Origin of the sequence: Pseudomonas sp. IzPS59 (assembly GCF_014863505.1) — a bacterium.
In the GTDB taxonomy this organism is placed as follows: Bacteria; Pseudomonadota; Gammaproteobacteria; order Pseudomonadales; family Pseudomonadaceae; genus Aquipseudomonas; species Aquipseudomonas kribbensis.
The window spans coordinates 4,567,082-4,586,324 of sequence record NZ_CP062251.1; the positions used below are offsets into that span (position 1 = coordinate 4,567,082).

Below are 19,243 nucleotides of genomic sequence, written 5' to 3' on the forward strand. Positions count from 1 at the left end.
GAACAATACCGGAACAGTTCTGAAGTGTACTGGGACAGTTGCCATATTAGTCAACCATACAGTCCAGTGTCGGATAAATCTGTACTGCTTTGTGAGGTAATCGACAGACGTAAAAAAGCCCGGCGCTGCATGACAGGCCGGGCTTTCCAGTAACGCCACCCTCAGCGGGCGGCGCCAAGCTGGCCTTTTTCGTCGGAGAACACGATTTCCACCCGACGGTTCTGCGCTCGCCCACGCTCGGAAGCGTTGGCGTCCACCGGGTATTCGTCACCGTAGCCTTCGACCTGAATGCGTTTTTCGTCGATGCCCAGGTCGGTCAACACATCAGCTACCGACTGCGCACGATCGCGGGACAGCTTGAGGTTTTCCTGCTTGCCGCCAGTGCTGTCGGTATAGCCCTCGATGCGCACCACGCGCTTCGGATTGAGCTGCAGGAACTGCACGATCTTCAGGACCACGCGATTCGCCGAATTCTTCAACTCGGCTTCGCCGGTGTCGAACAGCACGTCACCGAGAGTCATCACCAGGCCACGGTCAGTCTGGGTGGTGGCCAGTGCGACAATCTGTTCCTCCAGCCATTTGCCCTGCTGCTGCACGCTCAACAGTTTGGATTCGCGCAGTGCCAGTTGCAGGCGTTGACGCTCAAGCTCCAGCTTCGCCGCACGCTCTTCGTTGAGCACCAGGTTGGTGTGCTCGCGGGCGATCTGGCTGTAGCGCTGGCTCAAATAGGAGTAATGCGCCACGTCCGAGCCACTGCCCCAATAAGTGGACAGGCGATCGGCACGGGCCAGGGATTCACCGGCACGGATCACGTCTTTCGGCGCGATACGCAGCACATTGGAATCTTCCTTGACCTTCTGGAAGTCAGCGCTGGCTTCCTGCAAGGCGGTTTCACTGTGTTGACCGGCGCAACCGTAAAGGCTGGCGCAACCCACGAGGATCAGAGTGCCGAAAGCTTTTGAAGTCAGGTTCATTGGGCATCCCCCAGTTGCTTGCGCAGGCGGACGATGCGGGTATTGAGCACGTTCAGCTGCTCTTCGCTCTTCTGGGTCAGCACTTTGGCTTCGGCCAGACGTGCATCCAGCTCGGCTTGTTCGGCACGCATCCGCGCGTTCTTGAAGGATTCGCCGGCCATGCTGCCCTTGGCCCGGTTGAACTTGTCTTCTGCCAGTTTCATTTCCGGCACTTCGTCGGCGGTGGCACCGACGGCCTTGGCCTGCTCGAGCGCCTGTTCGGTCAGGCGCATTTGTTCATTGGGTGCCGGATCGCTGGCGCAACCGGCCAGGGTCAGAACGGCCAGGGCCGTGAAAAGAACTCGATTACTCACTAAGAATCCCTACTGTTTTGGGGCGCTGACAGGTTGTTGCGGCGGCTGTTGCTGCTGCGCCTTCCAGCGCTCGATGTTGCGTTGCAGCGCGGCTTCCGTCAGGCCGGACGCGGGCAATTCTGTCATCTTTTTGGCCAGCTGTCCGCGCAACCACGGATCGTTACAGGCCGAGTTGTGGGAAAGCGCAATGAACAGACCGGGCCGGTCAATCGGTTGCTCGAAAGCCAGCAGATCATTGGCCATACCCAGTGCCTGCGCGGCCGCCATCCCCGAGTAGCGGCCGGCGAGTACATATTCCACCTCGCCCAGCAGAAGTTTCTGCAGGGCCTGAGTGAGGTTTGCCGTACGGGTCAGGGTCAATTGCTTCTCGGCGAAAGTACTGAATGCCTGGGTCATTCGAGACTTTTCCGACAATCCTCCTTGATGGCCCTGAAGATCCTTGGCTTCGCTGTAGACCAGCGTCGAGCCCTTGCGGGTCCACACCAGATAGTCGTTTTCCAGCAGCGGCGGATGAATGTAGTCGAGGTTTTCCAGCTCGTTGAAGGCCAGCGGCGCGTCGGCCAGCATGTCCATGCGTCCGCTGCGCACTTCGTCGAGGGCCTGCGCGCGCTTGCCGGCATACAGCAGTTCGACCTTGATACCCAAATCCTTCGCCACTTGCTGCAACAGGTCGGCACTGGCACCGATCAACTGTTTGGGATTCTGCGGATCCTGCCAGAGATACGGCGGTGCATCCGGGCTGCCGGTGACGACCAGTCGCTCGCATTTGCCCGCCGCCATGGACAACCCCGGCAACAGGCTGGAACACAGCAATAACGAGAAGCCCAACCGGCGATGCAGATCCATGGCGAAACGCTCCCACTCAAATCCGAGACAAAAAAAAGCCCGACCAACAGGCCGGGCTCTTTATAAGTGAAGCCGCCGGATTAGACCAGCTTCTCCAGCTCAGGTACGGCTTCGAACAGATCCGCCACCAGGCCGTAATCGGCCACCTGGAAGATCGGCGCTTCTTCGTCCTTGTTGATCGCAACGATCACTTTGGAGTCTTTCATGCCGGCCAGGTGCTGGATCGCGCCGGAGATACCGACGGCGATGTACAGCTGAGGGGCAACGATCTTGCCGGTCTGACCGACCTGCATGTCGTTCGGTACGAAACCTGCGTCGACTGCGGCGCGGGAAGCACCCACCGCAGCGCCCAGCTTGTCGGCCAGAGCGTACAGGTGTTTGAAGTTGTCACCGTTCTGCATGCCGCGGCCGCCGGAAACGACGATCTTGGCAGCGGTCAGCTCAGGACGATCAGATTTCGCAAGCTCTTCGCTGACGAAGCTGGAAGTGCCGGCGTTGTGAGCAGCGGCAACTGCTTCAACGGCAGCCGAACCACCTTCAGCGGCAACCGGGTCGAAACCGGTGGCACGCACGGTGATCACTTTGATTGCAGCGGTCGATTGCACGGTAGCGATGGCGTTACCGGCGTAGATCGGGCGCTTGAAAGTGTCAGCGCTTTCGACCGAGATAATCTCGGAGATCTGGTCAACGTCCAGCTGCGCGGCAACGCGCGGCAGGATGTTTTTGCCGTTGGAAGTGGCGGCAGCCAGGATGTGGCTGTAGCCCTTGCCCAGTTCGGCAACCAGTGGAGCAACGTTTTCCGGCAACTGATGCGCGTAGGCAGCATTGTCGGCGTTCAGGACTTTGCTCACACCAGCGATTTTCGCAGCGGCTTCAGCCACGGCGCCAGCACCCTGGCCTGCGACCAGAACGTGGATGTCGCCACCGATTTTGGCAGCGGCAGCAACGGTGTTCAGGGTAGCCGGGGCCAGCACCTTGTTGTCGTGTTCGGCGATTACCAAGATAGTCATGATTAGATTACCTTCGCTTCGTTTTTCAGTTTCTCGACCAGTTCAGCCACCGACTTGACCTTGATGCCTGCGCTGCGTGCAGCTGGCGCTTCGACTTTCAGGGTCTTGTTGGTGGAGGCGGTGGAAACGCCCAAAGCGTCCGGAGTCAGCGTCTCGAGAGGCTTCTTCTTGGCTTTCATGATGTTTGGCAGGGACGCGTAGCGCGGCTCGTTCAAACGCAGGTCGGTGGTGACGATCGCTGGCAGCTTCAGGGAAACGGTCTGCGCGCCTCCGTCGATTTCGCGGGTCACGGCAACGCTGTCGCCGGAGACTTCGACTTTCGAGGCGAAAGTGCCCTGACCGTAGCCGCTCAGTGCAGCGAGCATCTGGCCGGTCTGGTTGTTGTCGCTGTCGATGGCCTGTTTGCCCAGGATCACCAGCTGAGGCTGTTCCTTGTCGACCACGGCCTTGAGCAGCTTGGCCACGGCCAGGGAAGTCAGGTCTTCAGCGGATTCGACGAGGATGGCGCGGTCGGCACCCAGAGCCAGTGCGGTACGCAGCTGTTCCTGAGCGGTGGACGGGCCGATGGAGACGACGACGATTTCAGTCGCAACACCTTTTTCTTTCAGGCGTACGGCTTCTTCCACTGCGATTTCGCAGAACGGGTTCATCGACATCTTGACGTTGGCGAGGTCTACGCCGGAATTGTCCGCCTTGACGCGAACCTTGACGTTGTAATCCACAACGCGTTTGACAGCTACAAGAACCTTCATGGATTCCTCGTTACTCTCCGGTGAAAAGAAAGTCGCCTAGGCGAACCTGGCGGTTGATGCTCATCGGGCACAAGGGCACCTCCAAAAACGCCGGCTGAGTCGGATGACCGTTCGTCAGTCGTGACCGACGAGTCATGCCGCTTCGCGGTGTGTAAACTGCGCGCCGAACCTGCGCTGCGCATCACCGGTTACCGCCTACGCCCTGTCTTTAGAGGTGCTCTTGAAACCACCATTCAGCCTACGGCGAGCGCAAAACCGCCCGTATCTTGACCGGAACGCCCATTCTGGTCAATACGCCAAAATGCCCTGTCATAAGCCGCGCTTCTTTGATTTCTCTGGGCTGGAGCCGATTCAAACAAACGTTTGTATTGGACGCTAAGAGTGGTGTAGATATAATGCGCCGCCTAGAGAGAAAGGTGGTTTGCCCATTATTAGCCTTGACGTTAACGTAAAGGCAATAACGGATACGACACCGAACCTCCAAATTAGAAAAAAAACTGTTGAGCCTTGAGTAGGAGATAGCCTGTGGAACGCGAATACATGGAATTCGACGTGGTCATCGTCGGTGCCGGCCCCGCTGGCCTGTCCGCCGCCTGCCGTCTGAAGCAGAAGGCCGCCGAAGCCGGTAAGGAAATCAGCGTCTGCGTGGTCGAAAAAGGCTCCGAAGTCGGCGCGCACATCCTGTCCGGTGCCGTATTCGAACCACGGGCCCTGAACGAACTGTTCCCGGACTGGAAAGAGCTCGGCGCCCCGCTGAACACCCCCGTCACCCGCGATGACATCTTCGTGCTGAAAAACGCCGAAAGCGCGCAGAAAATTCCTGACTTCTTTGTGCCCAAAACCATGCACAACGAAGGCAACTACATTATCTCCCTCGGCAACCTGTGCCGCTGGCTCGCTCAGCAGGCCGAGAACCTGGGCGTGGAAATCTACCCGGGCTTCGCCGCTCAGGAAGCGCTGATCGATGAAAACGGCGTGGTACGCGGGATCATCACCGGCGACCTCGGCGTCGACCGCGAAGGCCATCCGAAAGAAGGCCTGTACACCCCGGGCATGGAACTGCGTGGCAAATACACGCTGTTCGCCGAAGGTTGCCGTGGCCACATCGGCAAGCAACTGATCAAGCGCTACAACCTCGACAGCGATGCCGACGCCCAGCACTACGGCATCGGCCTGAAAGAAATCTGGGAAATCGACCCGGCCAAACACCAGCCAGGCCTGGTGGTACACACCGCCGGTTGGCCGATGGACATCATGGGCACCGAGAACACCGGCGGCTCGTTCCTCTATCACCTGGAAAACAATCAGGTGGTCGTCGGCCTGATCGTCGATCTCTCCTACAGCAATACCTACCTGTCGCCATTCGACGAATTCCAGCGCCTCAAGCATCACCCGGTGCTCAAGCAATACCTGGAAGGCGGCAAGCGCATCAGCTACGGCGCACGTGCGATCTGCAAGGGCGGCCTGAACTCGCTGCCGAAGATGGTGTTCAAGGGCGGCGCGTTGATCGGTTGCGACCTCGGCACCCTGAACTTCGCCAAGATCAAAGGCAGCCACACCGCGATGAAGTCCGGCATGCTCGCCGCGGAATCCGTGGCCGACGCGCTGTTCGCTGAAAAGGATGGCAGCGAAGAACTGACCACCTACGTCGACGCCTTCAAGAAGAGCTGGCTCTACGAAGAACTGTTCGCCAGCCGCAACTTCGGCCCGGCGATCCACAAGTTCGGCGCCATCGTCGGCGGCGGTTTCAACTGGCTGGACCAGAACATCTTCGGCGGCAAACTGCCGTTCACCCTGCACGACACCAAGCCGGACTACGCCTGCCTCAAACTCGCGGCCGACTGCAAGAAGATCGATTACCCGAAACCCGACGGCAAGATCAGCTTCGACAAGCTGAGTTCGGTGTTCATCTCCGGTACCAACCATGAAGAAGAACAGCCGTGCCACCTGAAGCTGACCGACCCGACCATCCCGTTGAGCCGCAACCTGCCGATGTACGACGAACCGGCGCAGCGCTACTGCCCGGCCGGCGTGTATGAAGTGATCACCAAGGAAGACGGCGAGAAGCGCTTCCAGATCAACGCCCAGAACTGCGTGCACTGCAAGACCTGTGACATCAAGGACCCTTCGCAGAACATCACCTGGGTGACGCCGGAAGGCGCCGGCGGCCCGACCTACCCGAATATGTAAGTCGAACCGCTGAACATCAAGGCTCCCAGCATGGGGGCCTTTTTGTTGCCCGCGATTTGTACAGGATCAAGCCGCCCGCTCATCCCCCGGGCTGCGCTCGAAATAGCGTTTGTATTCGCGACTGAACTGCGACGTGCTCTGATACCCCACCCGATGCGCCACCTGCGCAACCCCCAATCCCTCGGCGATCAACAACGTCTGCGCCTTCAACAAACGTAAACGCTTCAGATACTGCACCGGCGACAGCAACGTGCTGCGTTTGAAGTGTTCGTGAAAAGTCGAAACGCTCATGTTCGCGCAACCGGCCAGCGTCTCGACATTCAACGGCTCGGTGTAATGCGCATGCAGATGGCTGATCGACGCCGCCACCCGGGCGAACTGCCCTTGCTGCTCGACCAGTGCCCGCAGCACATCGGCCTGAGGCCCGCGCAACGCGACGAACAACAACTCCCGCACCCGCGCCGGCCCGAGAATCTGGCATTCCAGCGGATCGTGCAGACAGCGCAGCAAGCGCTCGACACAACCGCGCATGTCATCGTCGAGCACCACCGAGGTCATCGACTCCGGGGTCTGCGCCGGAATATGCCGCCCCGGCGCCAGCCCCATGGCCAGCACCAGTTCACCGAGCAACACCCGGTCGATCGCCACCGAGACACCCAGCAACGGCGCGTCCGGCAACGCATAGGTCTCGCACTCGAACGGCACCGGCAACGCCTGGATCAGGTAATGTCCGGCGCCGTATTCCATGGTGCGCGGCCCCAGGTAGGCCAGTTTGCTGCCCTGGGCGATGATCATCAGGCTCGGTTCATAAATGTGCGGGCCACGGGCGACGTCGCAACTGGCGCGCAGCACCTGCACGCCCGGCAGCCCGGTCTGGCTGTAACCATCGCGCAGCGCCAGCGGTTCGATCAGCGAAACCAGGGTGGCGTTGGCATCAAGGTGACGGGTCAATTGCATCGGGTGGCTCTTCAGAAAAATCACGGAAAAAGGGATAAAAGCATCATCGCAGATCCTTTTGCCAATGCGACCGATCAACCCCGCATGCCGGAGGATTAGGCATGACACCCGGAGGAATCGCCATGGCCGGACAACCGGACGGCGCCCAGAATGCGCCGCCTCACTTGTCACTGCTTTTGCGAGGTTTCACATGTACACCGCCATCGGCTATGCCGCTCAAACGGCCACCACGCCCCTCGCCCCGATGAAATTCGAACGCCGCAGCCCTCGGGCCGACGACGTCGCCATCGACATCCTGTACTGCGGCGTCTGCCACTCCGACATCCATCAGGCGCGTAACGAATGGGGCATCGCCGTTTACCCGTTGATGCCCGGCCACGAGATCGTCGGAAAAGTCACCGCTGTCGGTGCGAACGTCACCAAACACAAGGTCGGTGATCTGGTCGGTGTCGGCTGCATGGTCGACTCCTGCCGCACCTGCGAAGCCTGCCAGTCGAACCTCGAGCAATACTGCCTCGAAGGCCCGACCATGACCTATGCCACACCCGACCGGGTCGACGGCAGCAACACCATGGGCGGTTATTCGGACAGCATCGTGGTCAGCGAACACTTCGTGGTGCGCATCCCCGAGAAGCTGGATCTGGCGGCTGCTGCGCCGATTCTCTGCGCCGGCATCACCACCTACTCGCCGCTCAAGCACTACGGCGTGAAGGCCGGCGACAAAGTCGGGATTCTCGGCATGGGCGGCCTCGGCCACATGGGCATCAAGTTCGCCAAGGCCATGGGCGCCGAAGTGACCCTGTTCACCCGTTCGGCGAGCAAGGCCGCGGAAGGTCGTCGCCAGGGCGCCGATCATGTGATCGTCTCCACCGACGAAGAGCAGATGAAAGCCGCAGCCGGTTATTTCGACTTCCTGCTCGACACCATTCCGGTGCAGCACGATCTCAACCCGTACCTCGACACCCTGCGCTTCGACGGCGTGCACATTCTGGTGGGCCTGATCGAACCGATCGATCCGCCGGTTCACGCCGCGAAGCTGGTACTGGGTCGTCGTGTACTGGCCGGTTCGTTGATCGGTGGCGTCGCCGAAACCCAGGAAGTGCTGGATTTCTGCGCCGAGCACAACATCAGCTGCGACATCGAGATGCTCGACATCCGCCAGATCAACGAGGCCTACGCCCGCATGATTGCCGGTGATGTGAAGTACCGTTTCGTGATCGACATGGCGACCCTGAAGCTCTAAATCTTCAAGCCAAGTTCTGCCGAGAGCCGGGCCGTGACCCCTTTGATCAGGGGAATCAGCTCGGCCATTTTCTCCAGCGGCATGTACGGCACGGTGCTGGCGATGCTGATCGCCGCGACGATGCGCTTGCTCGCGTCGCGGATCGGCGCCGCCACGCAGCGGATCGACGGTTCGTTGTCTTCCAGATCGAACGCGTAGCCACCGGCCACGTATTCGATCATCCGCTGCTCCAGTTGCTCCCACGACTGCTGGGGATGTTGCGGCCAGAACTGACTTTTCCCACCCGCCGGCAGACTGATGTCGTACAGACGCTGCCAGTCCTGCGGCGCGTCATCCAGCATCAAGGCCTTGCCGATCCCGGTGCGCGCCAACGGCATGCGATGGCCGACCCGCGAGCGCATTTCCGGGCCGTTGCGTCCCGGATTCTTTAACAAGTACAACACCTCGTCACCTTCACGGATGCCCAGGTGAACGGTGTCACCGGTCAGCGCCGACAACTCGTCCAGATAAGGCCCGGCGAGGTTCACCAGCGGCAATTCTTCACGCGCCTGGAAACCCAGTTCGATCAGTTTCGGCCCCAGCAGATAACCGACTTGCGGCACGACGCGCAGATAACGCTCGTCCACCAGACAACTGGCCAGACGATGGGTGGTGCTGCGGGTGGTGCCGATCAGGCGGGCAATCTCTTTGAGATCGCGGGCGCCACTGGCAACGGCCTGCACCACACCCAACCCGCGAAGCAGGGTCTGGGTGCCGGTCGGCGCGGTGTCCTTGGCGGTTTTCGGGGCGTCTTCCTGCATATCCAGCCTTTAGCGTTGAGCGAGGGAACGGGCGGCATTATGGTCGCCCGACAGGGACGACTACAACTCGATGCGCTCGACCTTGCCCACCAGCAGCACGTAGGACAAAGCACCGATCAATGCCAGAACCGCGATGTAAGTGATCGCCGGAGCGAACGAATCACCGCTGGCCAGGAAGCCGATGACGATCGGCGTGGCAATCGCCGACAGGTTGCCGATGAAGTTGAATACCCCGCCCGTCAGTCCAAGCAACCGCGCCGGCGCCAGCGTCGACACCAGCGACCAGGTTATCGACGCCAGCCCGTTGCCGAAAAACGCCAGGGCCAGGAAGGCAATCACCAGCGGCGTCGACTCGACGAAATTGGCGCCGATGATCGCGGTGGAAATCAGCAACCCGCCAATGATCGGCAACTTGCGCGCAAACCCGACGCTGCAGCCACGACGGATCAGGAAGTCGGAAAAGAACCCGGAACACAGCACGCCGATAAACGCGGCGAGAAACGGCAGCGACGCCAGCAGGCCGGACTTGATGAAGTCCATGCCGCGATACTTCACCAGATAGGTCGGGAACCACGTCAGGAAAAACCACAGCGTCGAGTTCAGGCAGAACTGGCCGAGGTAAATCCCCCACAACTTGCGCTTGCTGAGGACGATGCCGAGATCGGTCCAGCTGAATTTCGCCTTCACCTTGGCGGTTTCAGCGGCGATGTCCACCAACCCGCCGCCCTCGCGGATCAAGTCGATTTCGCCTTCGTTGGCGCCTTTGAAATCACGCGGCTCGCGATACACCGCGTACCAGATCGCCGCCCACAAGATGCCCACCGCACCGGTCACGACAAACACCATGTGCCAGCCAAATTCATGTTGCAGCCACGCCAGCACCGGCGTCAGGAACGCCAGCCCGACAAACTGCCCGGAGGTGTAGAAACCGATGGCCGTGGCCCGCTCGCGCTCGGGGAACCAGGTTGTCACCACGCGGCTGTTGATCGGATATGCCGGCGCTTCCAGCGCACCGACCGCCATGCGCAGCACAAACAGCGCGATGAAACTGGCGGCGAATCCGAGCATCACCGTGGCCAGCGACCACAACAGCAGCGCGACGCTATAGAGGATGCGCGGTGGCACCCGGTCAACCAGCCAGCCGCCGGGGATCTGCATGGCGGCGTAGGTCCAGCCGAACGCGGAAAAGATCAGCCCGACATGCACCGGATCGATGCCCAGTTCGGTGGTGAGTGCCGGGGCGGCAATCGACAGGTTGCTGCGGTCGAGGTAGTTGATGACCACGGTGATGAACAGCAACACCATGATGAAGAATCGCTTGCGGCTGGGCGTGACTAACGTCGCTTGCCCGGTGAGGGTTTGCGGTTGCATGGGGAGCGCCTCTTCTTATGTTTATTGAGGTCGGTTGTGAAACTTGTACTGCTCACCCAGTGGGAGCTGGCTTGCCAGCGATGACGGCGGCACATCCAACATTGATGTGTCAGATATACCGCTATCGCTGGCAAGCCAGCTCCCACAAGGTTCAGTGGTGTGTCAGGAAAGACTCACCACTCGGCAAAACTGCCATCGGCATGGCGCCAGATCGGGTTGCGCCAACGGTGGCCGACCGTCGCACGTTCGATGACGTATTCCTCGTTGATTTCGATCCCCAGCCCCGGGCCGTTGGGGATCTTCACAAAGCCTTTGTCGTAGTCGAACACCCGCGGGTCCTTCACATAATCGAGCAGGTCGTTGCTCTCGTTGTAATGGATGCCCAGGCTCTGCTCCTGGATAAACGCGTTGTAACAAGCGGCGTCCAGTTGCAGACACGCTGCCAGTGCAATCGGCCCCAGCGGGCAGTGCAGCGCCAGCGCCACGTCATAGGCTTCAGCCATGTTGGCGATCTTGCGGGTCTCAGTGATGCCGCCCGCGTGGGAGGCATCCGGCTGGATGATGTCGACGTAACCTTCGCTCAACACCCGTTTAAAATCCCACCGCGAAAACAGCCGCTCGCCGAGGGCAATCGGGGTGCTGGTCAGCGGTGCCAGTTCTTTCAGCGCTTCGTAGTTTTCGCTGAGCACCGGCTCTTCGATGAACATCAGTTTGTACGGGTCGAGTTCCTTCATCAGCACCTTGGCCATGGGCTTGTGCACCCGGCCATGGAAGTCGACGCCGATGCCGACGTTAGGCCCCACCGCATCACGCACGGCGGCGACGTTGGCCAGCGCCAGGTCGACTTTCTCGAAGGTATCGAGGAATTGCAGCTCTTCGGTGCCGTTCATTTTCACCGCAGTGAAACCACGACTCACCGCCTCTTTCGCGGCCCGCGCGGTGTCTGCCGGGCGGTCGCCGCCGATCCACGAATACACACGAATCTTGTCCCGCACCTGACCACCGAGCAGATCGCTGACCGACACACCTAGCGCCTTGCCCTTGATGTCCCACAACGCCTGGTCGATGCCGGCCAGTGCGCTCATGTGGATCGCGCCGCCCCGGTAGAAGCCGCCGCGATAGAGCACGGTCCAGATGTCTTCGATATTGCGTGGGTCTTTGCCGATCAGGTAGTCGGACAATTCCTCGACCGCAGCAGCGACGGTGTGGGCGCGGCCCTCGACCACGGGCTCGCCCCAACCGGTGACGCCCTCGTCGGTTTCGACCTTGAGGAAGCACCAGCGCGGCGGGACGATGAAGGTGGTGAGTTTGGTGATTTTCATCTGCTTGTCTCTCTTGTTAGATGCAGCGCACGCAGCGCCAAAAGTCTTAGCGAAGGGCTTTCCAGGCCGCCACGTAGGCCTTGGCATTGGCCGCCACTTGTTCAGTCGTCATGCCCGGTTTGAACAGCCCCGAACCGAGGCCGAAACCTTTGACGCCGGCGTCGATGAACGCCTGCATGTTGTCCGGGGTAATGCCGCCGACCGGCGCCAGGATCGTCCCGACCGGCAACACCGCCAGCCACGCTTTCACCACCGCCGGCCCCATCTGCTCGGCCGGGAACAACTTGAGAATGTCGGCCCCCTCCTCCAGCGCGGCGAAGGCTTCGGTCGGCGTGGCAACACCCGGCGACAGATACAGCCCCGCCGCTTTCGCCGCCCGCAACACCTTGGCGTCGCTGTGGGGCATGACGATCACCTGGCCGCCGGCCTCCTTCACCAAATCCACCTGTTCCGGGGTCAGCACCGTGCCGGCGCCGATCAGGCAATCGGCGGGCAGGGTCTTACGCAGGATGCGAATGCTTTCGTACGGCGCGGGGGAATTGAGCGGTACTTCGATGACGCGAAATCCGGCCGCATACAGGACTTCTCCGACAGCCGCGGCTTCCTGCGGATGCAGGCCGCGCAGGATCGCGATCAGACCGTTTTGCGCCAGTGCTTGCTTGAGCATGTCAGGCCTCCAGTCAGGGTTAACGGGATGAGGAATCGATCAGTCCGGCGGCGAGTGCGAGTTGCCACAGCCCACACTCGGTGGCCTGTTCGGCCAGGGTCACCCGGACGAAACCGCAGGCGTCGAGGGCACGGCTGTAACGGGCGCACAACTGCGCGTTGCCGATGAGGATGATCGATGGAAGATGTGCGCTGTTGCGCCGGCGTCGCTGCACGGTGGCCAACGCTGTCAGCTCGTGGCCGATCAGCAGGCCAGACAGATAATCCGGTTGCGCGGTGGCGCCGAGTTCACCGGTCAGGCCGAGGCTGCGGGCACTGAACAACGTCGACAGCACGCCGATCTCGCCCTCGGCCGACAACGCCACCTGCACGCCGCGATCAAATGCCTCGGCGTCGAACGTCGTGCTGTGCTGCTGGGTACGGCCGAGAATGCTGTGTTCGCTGAGCACGGCGAACACTTCGCCGGTCATGAAGGTGTCGAAGCGAGTGATGCAGCCGTCGGCCACTTCCACCCATTTCGAATGACTGCCCGGCAGGCCGATCAATAGATCGTCGCCCGCCTCTACCGGCAGATTCTGCAGGACGCCGAGGACCTGGGTTTCTTCGCCGCGCATCACGTTCGGTAGTCCGGAGCGCTGAATCACACCCGGCACGATATGCACATCGACACCGCGAAGACTGCGAACGGTTTGCAGGGATTTTCCGAGATCGGCGACGTTGGCCGGCGTATCGCGGTAGGACGCTTCGCACCAGCCCTGGGCGCTACCGACCATGCCGCAGGCAATCACCGGCAAGTCGGGCTGCGTATCGAGCCAGTCACCGCAGGCCTCGTCGAACGCCAACTCAAAACCCTCGGCGCATTCACGACCGTTGATGACCCGCGGTGTCTTCGGCAACTGCATGATCCCGAACGACAGCGACCGCTGCGCCAGCACCTGCCCGCCCGCCGCGAGTTTGTAAGCACGTAGGGAGGTCGTCCCCCAATCGAGCGCGATCAATTGCGCCAGCATCGCTTCACCTGTTTTGTTATTGGCAGTGAGTGAGCTGGACTATAAACCCGGGCACAACAAAATCTCAATATATAAATAACAGTCCCACAATATGAGACATAAACAAAAAAATACCGCAGGCCGTAACAGCGTCTTCAGAGAAATTCACTTTCCCTGCAGGAACCGTCTCGGGCTGCGGTAGTCCTGGCGCGGCTCAGTTGCCCTCGGCAAACTCGCGCAATACCTTGCCATCCATGCGATACCTCACCCACTCCTCCTGCGGCTGGGCGCCGAGGGATTTGTAGAACTCGATGGCCGGGGTGTTCCAGTCCAGCACGCTCCATTCGAAGCGGCCGCAGTCGTTGGCGCAGGCGATTTTCGCAAGGTGGCGCAGCAGGGTTTTGCCGGCGCCGCCGCCCCGTTGCTCGGGAGTGATGTAGAGGTCTTCGAGGTACAGGCAGTTGCTGCCCAGCCAGGTCGAATAGCTGAAGAAGAACACCGCGAAACCGATCGGCAAACCGTCGCGCAGGCAGATCAGGCCGTGGGCGGTGGCGCCTTCGCTGAACAGGCTGCGCTCGATGTCGGCGACGCTGGCGATGACTTCGTGACGGGCCTTTTCGAAGTCTGCAAGTTCAGTGATGAACGCGAGGATTTGCGGAGCATCGCTGGGGGTCGCCGGGCGGATTTCGATCGTCATGGACGGGCCTTGTCGGAAAAAGGAAAACGCCATACTAAGGTGGCGCGCGGCGCTCGTCACATGGCAATCCACAGATTAGGCTAACGCCGCCGATGACTCTGAAGGATATTCATGAACGCATTCGAACCGCTAGCCCCACTCGCCGCCGAACTGCTGCCCCACGCACTGGAACCGTCGGAGGACGGCGCTCACGATCTTTCGCACCTGCAGCGGGTCTGGCACAACGCGCGCACCTTGCAGGCCGAGGAAGGCGGCGATCTTGAAGTCCTTCTGGCAGCGGTGTTGCTGCACGATTGCGTGGCCGTGGAAAAAAACTCGCCCCTGCGTTCACAGGCATCGCGTCTGGCGGCGGAAAAGGCGTCAAAGGTGCTGGCAAACCTGAACTGGCCCGAAGCCAAAATCAGCGCCGTCATCCACGCTATCGAAGCCCACAGTTTTTCCGCGAACATGACCCCGCTCACCGTCGAAGCCCGACTGATGCAGGACGCCGACCGTCTAGACTCCCTCGGCATGCTCGGCGTCGCCCGCACTTTCTACACTGCCGGACGCATGGGCAGCGCGTTGTACGACCCACACGATCCCGAAGCCCGGGAAAGGGACTACGACGACAAGCGATTCTGCCTCGATCATTTCCAGACCAAACTTCTGCACCTTGCCGACGGTTTCCAGACCGCTGCCGGTCAACGTCTGGCACAGCTCCGTCATCAGCGCCTGAAAGGTTTCATGGAGCAATTCAAGGAAGAGATCGGCGTCGCCTGAAGGCGTTACTCCGGTCATTCACGATCCTGAGATCGCCAAGCTCAGACCTAAACCACGGGCGCGACGTGTTAGATAGATGACGCTCAATTTTTCCGGTCAAGGAACCGCGTCATGCCTCAAGCAACACCCCAGGTCCCGGGCAAACTGTTCGGCCTGTTCTGCCTCGCCAGTTATCTGTTGTCGCTGTCTTATGGCGCGACGTTTTTGCTCTCGCTGCTGATCGGTTCTCGCGGCGGCAACGAGCACGATGCCGGCAGCGTGATCAGTGCGGCGATGCTCAGCACCTTCGTTGCGGTGCTGGTGTCCGGGCACCTGTCCGACTGGCTGGGTGCGGCGCGTTCGATTGCGCTGTTCGGGCTGTTGCTGGTGGCGGCGAGTCTAGGGTTTGCGATGACGCCGGGGTTCGGCCATCTGTTGCTGTTTTTCGGTTTGCTGCTTGGATTGGGCTGGGGCGTTTTTTATACGCTGGGGCCGATCATCGTCGCCAGTCTGGTGAGCCCGGCACAGCGGGCGAAATACTTTGCGCTGCTGTCCGGCAGCATGATGACCGGGATCGGCAGCGGCCCGCTGCTCGGGCGTGCGGCGAGTGCGCTGGGTTTGCCGGTGACGTCGGCGTTCTATCTGGCGGCGGTGGCGAGCCTGATCGGCGTGCTGCTGTTCTGGCGTCTCGGTACCCGCCTGAAAAGTACACAAGCCGCGTCAGCGGCAAAAATCAGCTGGCAGGCGACTGCTCAGGTGCTCGGTTCACGAGCCGTGTTTCCGATCATCATGGTCGGCCTCGGCGGTTGCGTGTTCGGCGGGCTGTCGAGCTTCCAGACCAGCTATGCCGCCGCCCGTTCGCTGGATTATTCGCTGTTCTTCCTGGGCTTCATGAGCGCCGCCATCAGCAGCCGGATGTTGATTGCAGGCTACGTGGTAAAGCTCGATCCGCTGTGGGCGTCGTGTCTACTTTCGGGATTGATGCTGGGCTCGATCGTGCTGTTTGCGTTCGGCGTGCAGAGCGGTTTCAGCTATCTGCTGGCGGCAGTGATGCTCGGTGTCGGTTACGGCCTCACCTACTCGGTAATCAATGGACTCGCCGCCAACGAGGCGCCGGCCGGCACCACATCCCAGGCATTGTTGCTGTTCAGTCTTTCTTATTTCATCGGTGTATTCGGCTTCCCGCTGCTGGCCGGAAAAATCATCGTCGAACACGGCATGACGACGCTGTTGCTGACGGTGCTGGCGGTGGCGGCGTTGAACTGGTCGATCACTGTCGGCCGTCTGCTCTGGCGACGACTCAGGGTGGAAAGCGCACTGACGAACTGAACCGTTCGTCATTCAATCGGCACCTATGCCGCACGAGGGCAGACCAAGATCAGGTAAGGATTCCAATCACTGGAGACACACCATGATCTCGTCAAGGTTGACTGCTCTCGTTTTTGCCGCCCTGCTCTCTCCCGTGGCGTTCGCCGCGACTGCCACGGGCACCGGCCCCACCGACCCGGTCACGCCACCGCGCGCGCCTGCGATCAACAGCGCGCCGGGCATGAATACCGATGGCTCCGGCGTTCCGCTGATCAATCAGCCGCCGGCCACCGGAACCGATCCGCGCACCCAGGGCAATGACCCCGGCCGTCAGGGCGGAATGAACACGCCGGATTCTCCCACTACCCCCGACAACTCGGGCTCCGGCATCGGTTCGAAAACCACCACCGGAGGCTCGGGTTCCGAAGGCACCGGTCAGTAGGCGGAAGATTCGCGGATCAGCGCATCGACTTCGTCAGAGCCCGGCGCGGTCGCCGGCCCCCAGCGAGTGACGGCCAACGCAGCGGCGGCGTTGGCGCGCCTCGCGGCTTCATCAGCCGCCAGACCTTGCGCCAGCCCGGCGACAAACACACCGGCATGGGCATCGCCGGCGCCGTTGCTGTCCACGGCCTGCACCTTGAAGCCCGGCACATGCTGGCGTTCGCCGTGCTGATGAATCCAGCAGCCTTGCGGGCCGTCGCGCACCACCATCAGCACCTCCTGCGGCAGGTGCACGGCCAAGCGATCCAGCGCCGTTTCGATGTCCGCTGCGCCGGTGAAACGCAGCGCCTCGACACTGTTGCTGGTCCACACGTCGATGCGCGGCAGCAGCGCCTGCATCATCGGTGAGTCCGGTGATTCCACCAGCGGGCCCGGATCGAACACCACGTTGATCATCTTCGGCAGCGCCAGCGTCCAGTCCAGCAACGCTTGGGCCTTGCCGCTGTGCAACAGGCTGTAGCCGCTGACGTAGACGTAGTCCCCCGCCTCGGCAGCAACACTGTTCAGTTCCGCATTAGTGACTTCACCTTCGGCACCAATGTAGGAAATGAAACTGCGCTCGGCCGAGGCATCGGTCAGTGCCACGCAAATCCCGGTGTCACGTTCTGCTGGCTGTTCGATGCCGATGCGGATGCCTTCGGCGTTCATCGCCTGTCGTGCCAGATCACCGAAACGACCGTTGCCGTGGCGACCCAGATAGACCACCGGCAAACCGTTACGCGCGGCGGCAGCCATCACATTGAAACCGCCGCCGGCTTCAAAACTGGCGGACTGCGCCAGCACGTCGCCACCGATTTGCGGCAGCGCATCCACGGCCATGACCAGGTCGATGATGACCTGGCCGGTGTGCAACATCTTAGGCATGAGCATTCTCGGTTTGCGCAGCGCGGCGGTCTTTCGCCCCGCCGAGTACGAAGTAAATGCCGCCGGCCACCACAAAGGTCACGATCCAGCCGAGGCCGTTATGGCCTAGCCAGGAATCGGACAGGAAGCCCTTGAACCAGACGTTCTCGGCGGTGGTGCCGATGGTGGTGAAGCTGAAGCCCAGCACGATGGCAATCGCCCACGCGCCGAACGCGCGCCACTCGATGCCGCCGCTGTACCAGTAGGCGCTGCTCGGGCTGACATCGAGCAGGTCTTTGGGGCTGTAGTAGTGACGGTGAATCAGGTCGACCACGAAGATCCCGACCCACGCGGTGATCGGCACCGCCAGCAGGGAAATAAAGGTGATGAATGGGCCGTAGAAACTGTCGGCGATCAGCATGAAATAGATCGAACCGGCGAAGATCGCGACGATGTCGACCACCACCGCGTACACGCGTTTGACCTTCAGGCCGAGGGTCAGCGTGGTCAGCCCGGCGGAGTACACCGACAGGTTGTTCGACAGCAGCAGGCCACCGAATGCGGTGATCAAGTACGGTACGGCCATCCAGGTCGGCAGCATGTCGCGGATCGCCACGATCGGGTCAGTCGCCGAGGCCAGGTCGTTGTTGCCCACCGACAACAGGCCGCCGAGGGTGATCAGCAGCACCAGCGGAATCCCCGCTCCGAACGCCGCCGACGCGACCAGCCGCACAGCCTTGACGCTGCGATGCTGATAACGCGACATGTCGGCGCCGGCGTTGGCCCAGCCGATCCCGGTGCCGGCCGCCATGGTGCCGATACCAATGATCATCGCGCTCATCGGCGCCGGAGTGGCGTTGAACACCGCGCTCCAGTCGATGGTTGCGCAAAGGAAGCCGCCCACCAGAATGTTCAGCGCGCCGAACACGTAGGTCGCCCACTTCTGGATCACCAGCAACGTGGCGTGGCCGAGGCCGGACACCGACAGGGTCAGCAGCACGAAAATCGCGATGAAGATCAGGGTCAGCACCGGTGCGCTTTTGGCTTCCACCGGCGAGCCGAACAGGATCGAGCACAACGACAGCAACACGAACGCCGCCGTGGTGGTGTTGACGGTTTCCCAGCCCAGGCGCGACATCAGCGACACCAGCGTCGGGCCGATATTGCCGCGCACACCGAAGATTGCCCGTGACAGGGTCAGGCTCGGCGCACGACCGCGACGGCCGGCAATCGAGATGATCCCCACCACCGCGAACGAGCCGGCAGCACCGAGGATCGCGACGATGATCGCCTGCCAGATCGCCAGGCCGCGAAACGCAACCAGCGTGGCGCCCAGCGGCAGGCCGAGGATGGAAATGTTGGCCGCAAACCAGACCCAGAACAGTTGCAGCGGATGACCGTTGCACTCGCCTTCCGGCACCGGTTCGATGCCCCGGGTTTCCAGTTGCCCGGCGCTTTGCCCGACGTTCGATGAACTCATGAAAAATGCTCCTGTTTGCCTTTATTGTGGTTGTGGCAATGACGCAGAACGACAAGACATCCCGCCCTTCCTGGGCCTGTCTGCGCGATCCATTGCGAGTGAATATTCAAGACTTGTGGTGCGCCCATCGCTGGCAAGCCAACTCCCACAGGTTCGAAGTGAACCTTGAGACTGCACCATCCCTGTGGGAGCTGGCTTGCCAG

At 61.2% G+C, this 19,243-nt stretch carries 19 protein-coding genes; 5 read left to right on the forward strand and 14 right to left on the reverse strand.

The genetic code is table 11. The features are described from left to right. Window positions 1–161: 161 nt before the first annotated feature. The 5 genes from IF189_RS20395 to IF189_RS20415 form a co-directional block, all read right to left on the reverse strand. Window positions 162–974, reverse strand: a complete 813-nt coding sequence (locus IF189_RS20395) for an OmpA family protein (protein ID WP_134827730.1) — start codon at window positions 972–974, stop codon at window positions 162–164. Beyond that, the gene (locus IF189_RS20400; RefSeq protein ID WP_192552174.1) at window positions 971–1,327 is read right to left on the reverse strand and encodes a DUF4398 domain-containing protein; all 357 of its coding nucleotides are present in this window, start codon (window positions 1,325–1,327) and stop codon (window positions 971–973) included. Before IF189_RS20400 ends, IF189_RS20395 begins: the two co-directional genes overlap by 4 nt. Before the next feature lie 9 nt (window positions 1,328–1,336). Further along, a complete protein-coding gene (locus tag IF189_RS20405) occupies window positions 1,337–2,173 on the reverse strand; it encodes a substrate-binding periplasmic protein (protein WP_192552175.1) in 837 nt (278 codons plus the stop codon). A gap of 80 nt (window positions 2,174–2,253) precedes the next feature. Then, window positions 2,254–3,183, reverse strand: a complete 930-nt coding sequence (locus IF189_RS20410) for an electron transfer flavoprotein subunit alpha/FixB family protein (RefSeq protein ID WP_085710904.1) — start codon at window positions 3,181–3,183, stop codon at window positions 2,254–2,256. Window positions 3,184–3,185: 2 nt separating this feature from the next. After that, window positions 3,186–3,935, reverse strand: coding sequence for an electron transfer flavoprotein subunit beta/FixA family protein (locus IF189_RS20415; RefSeq protein ID WP_007950859.1), 750 nt, complete (start codon window positions 3,933–3,935; stop codon window positions 3,186–3,188). 525 nt (window positions 3,936–4,460) lie between these two features. On the opposite strand from IF189_RS20415, the gene IF189_RS20420 reads away from it, so the two are divergent. Continuing rightward, on the forward strand, window positions 4,461–6,125 hold the full coding sequence (locus tag IF189_RS20420) for an electron transfer flavoprotein-ubiquinone oxidoreductase (protein ID WP_192552176.1): 1,665 nt from the start codon (window positions 4,461–4,463) through the stop codon (window positions 6,123–6,125). A 66-nt stretch (window positions 6,126–6,191) separates the two neighbouring features. On the opposite strand, the gene IF189_RS20425 is transcribed toward IF189_RS20420, so the two are convergent. Beyond that, window positions 6,192–7,082 (reverse strand): AraC family transcriptional regulator, encoded by an 891-nt coding sequence (locus IF189_RS20425; RefSeq protein ID WP_074688074.1) that lies wholly within the window; start codon window positions 7,080–7,082, stop codon window positions 6,192–6,194. A gap of 190 nt (window positions 7,083–7,272) precedes the next feature. On the opposite strand from IF189_RS20425, the gene IF189_RS20430 reads away from it, so the two are divergent. Continuing rightward, complete coding sequence (locus IF189_RS20430) at window positions 7,273–8,325, forward strand: NAD(P)-dependent alcohol dehydrogenase (protein WP_192552177.1); 1,053 nt, start codon at window positions 7,273–7,275, stop codon at window positions 8,323–8,325. Here the strand turns inward: IF189_RS20430 and IF189_RS20435 are convergent. The 6 genes from IF189_RS20435 to IF189_RS20460 all read right to left on the reverse strand — a co-directional run bounded on the left by IF189_RS20435 (window position 8,322) and on the right by IF189_RS20460 (window position 14,170). Continuing rightward, window positions 8,322–9,125 carry an IclR family transcriptional regulator gene (locus IF189_RS20435; protein WP_134827734.1) on the reverse strand — a complete coding sequence of 268 codons (804 nt, stop codon included), beginning with the start codon at window positions 9,123–9,125 and terminating at the stop codon, window positions 8,322–8,324. The genes IF189_RS20430 and IF189_RS20435 overlap by 4 nt on opposite strands. Before the next feature lie 60 nt (window positions 9,126–9,185). Further along, a complete protein-coding gene (locus tag IF189_RS20440; RefSeq protein WP_134827735.1) occupies window positions 9,186–10,496 on the reverse strand; it encodes an MFS transporter in 1,311 nt (436 codons plus the stop codon). A gap of 173 nt (window positions 10,497–10,669) precedes the next feature. Further along, window positions 10,670–11,818, reverse strand: coding sequence for a galactonate dehydratase (gene dgoD, locus IF189_RS20445; RefSeq protein WP_192552178.1), 1,149 nt, complete (start codon window positions 11,816–11,818; stop codon window positions 10,670–10,672). A gap of 46 nt (window positions 11,819–11,864) precedes the next feature. Continuing rightward, window positions 11,865–12,485 (reverse strand): 2-dehydro-3-deoxy-6-phosphogalactonate aldolase, encoded by a 621-nt coding sequence (locus tag IF189_RS20450; RefSeq protein WP_102620509.1) that lies wholly within the window; start codon window positions 12,483–12,485, stop codon window positions 11,865–11,867. Between the two features lie 19 nt (window positions 12,486–12,504). Then, entirely contained in the window at window positions 12,505–13,494 is a 990-nt protein-coding gene (locus IF189_RS20455; RefSeq protein WP_192552179.1) for a 2-dehydro-3-deoxygalactonokinase, read from the reverse strand. Window positions 13,495–13,687: 193 nt separating this feature from the next. Beyond that, window positions 13,688–14,170: a GNAT family N-acetyltransferase gene (locus tag IF189_RS20460; RefSeq protein WP_039770630.1), complete on the reverse strand. Its 483-nt coding sequence runs from the start codon at window positions 14,168–14,170 to the stop codon at window positions 13,688–13,690. A gap of 111 nt (window positions 14,171–14,281) precedes the next feature. Between IF189_RS20460 and IF189_RS20465 the strand changes: the two genes are divergently transcribed. The 3 genes from IF189_RS20465 (at window position 14,282) to IF189_RS20475 (ending at window position 16,658) form a co-directional block, all read left to right on the forward strand. Then, window positions 14,282–14,929: an HD domain-containing protein gene (locus tag IF189_RS20465; RefSeq protein ID WP_192552180.1), complete on the forward strand. Its 648-nt coding sequence runs from the start codon at window positions 14,282–14,284 to the stop codon at window positions 14,927–14,929. A 111-nt stretch (window positions 14,930–15,040) separates the two neighbouring features. After that, window positions 15,041–16,237: an MFS transporter gene (locus IF189_RS20470; RefSeq protein WP_134827739.1), complete on the forward strand. Its 1,197-nt coding sequence runs from the start codon at window positions 15,041–15,043 to the stop codon at window positions 16,235–16,237. Window positions 16,238–16,319: 82 nt separating this feature from the next. Then, entirely contained in the window at window positions 16,320–16,658 is a 339-nt protein-coding gene (locus IF189_RS20475; protein WP_134827740.1) for a hypothetical protein, read from the forward strand. Here IF189_RS20475 and IF189_RS20480 read toward each other — a convergent pair. Continuing rightward, window positions 16,652–17,581: a PfkB family carbohydrate kinase gene (locus IF189_RS20480; protein WP_134827741.1), complete on the reverse strand. Its 930-nt coding sequence runs from the start codon at window positions 17,579–17,581 to the stop codon at window positions 16,652–16,654. The genes IF189_RS20475 and IF189_RS20480 overlap by 7 nt on opposite strands. Then, window positions 17,574–19,040 carry a purine-cytosine permease family protein gene (locus tag IF189_RS20485; protein ID WP_134827742.1) on the reverse strand — a complete coding sequence of 489 codons (1,467 nt, stop codon included), beginning with the start codon at window positions 19,038–19,040 and terminating at the stop codon, window positions 17,574–17,576. The genes IF189_RS20480 and IF189_RS20485 overlap by 8 nt, the downstream gene beginning before the upstream one ends. Window positions 19,041–19,243: the final 203 nt, after the last annotated feature.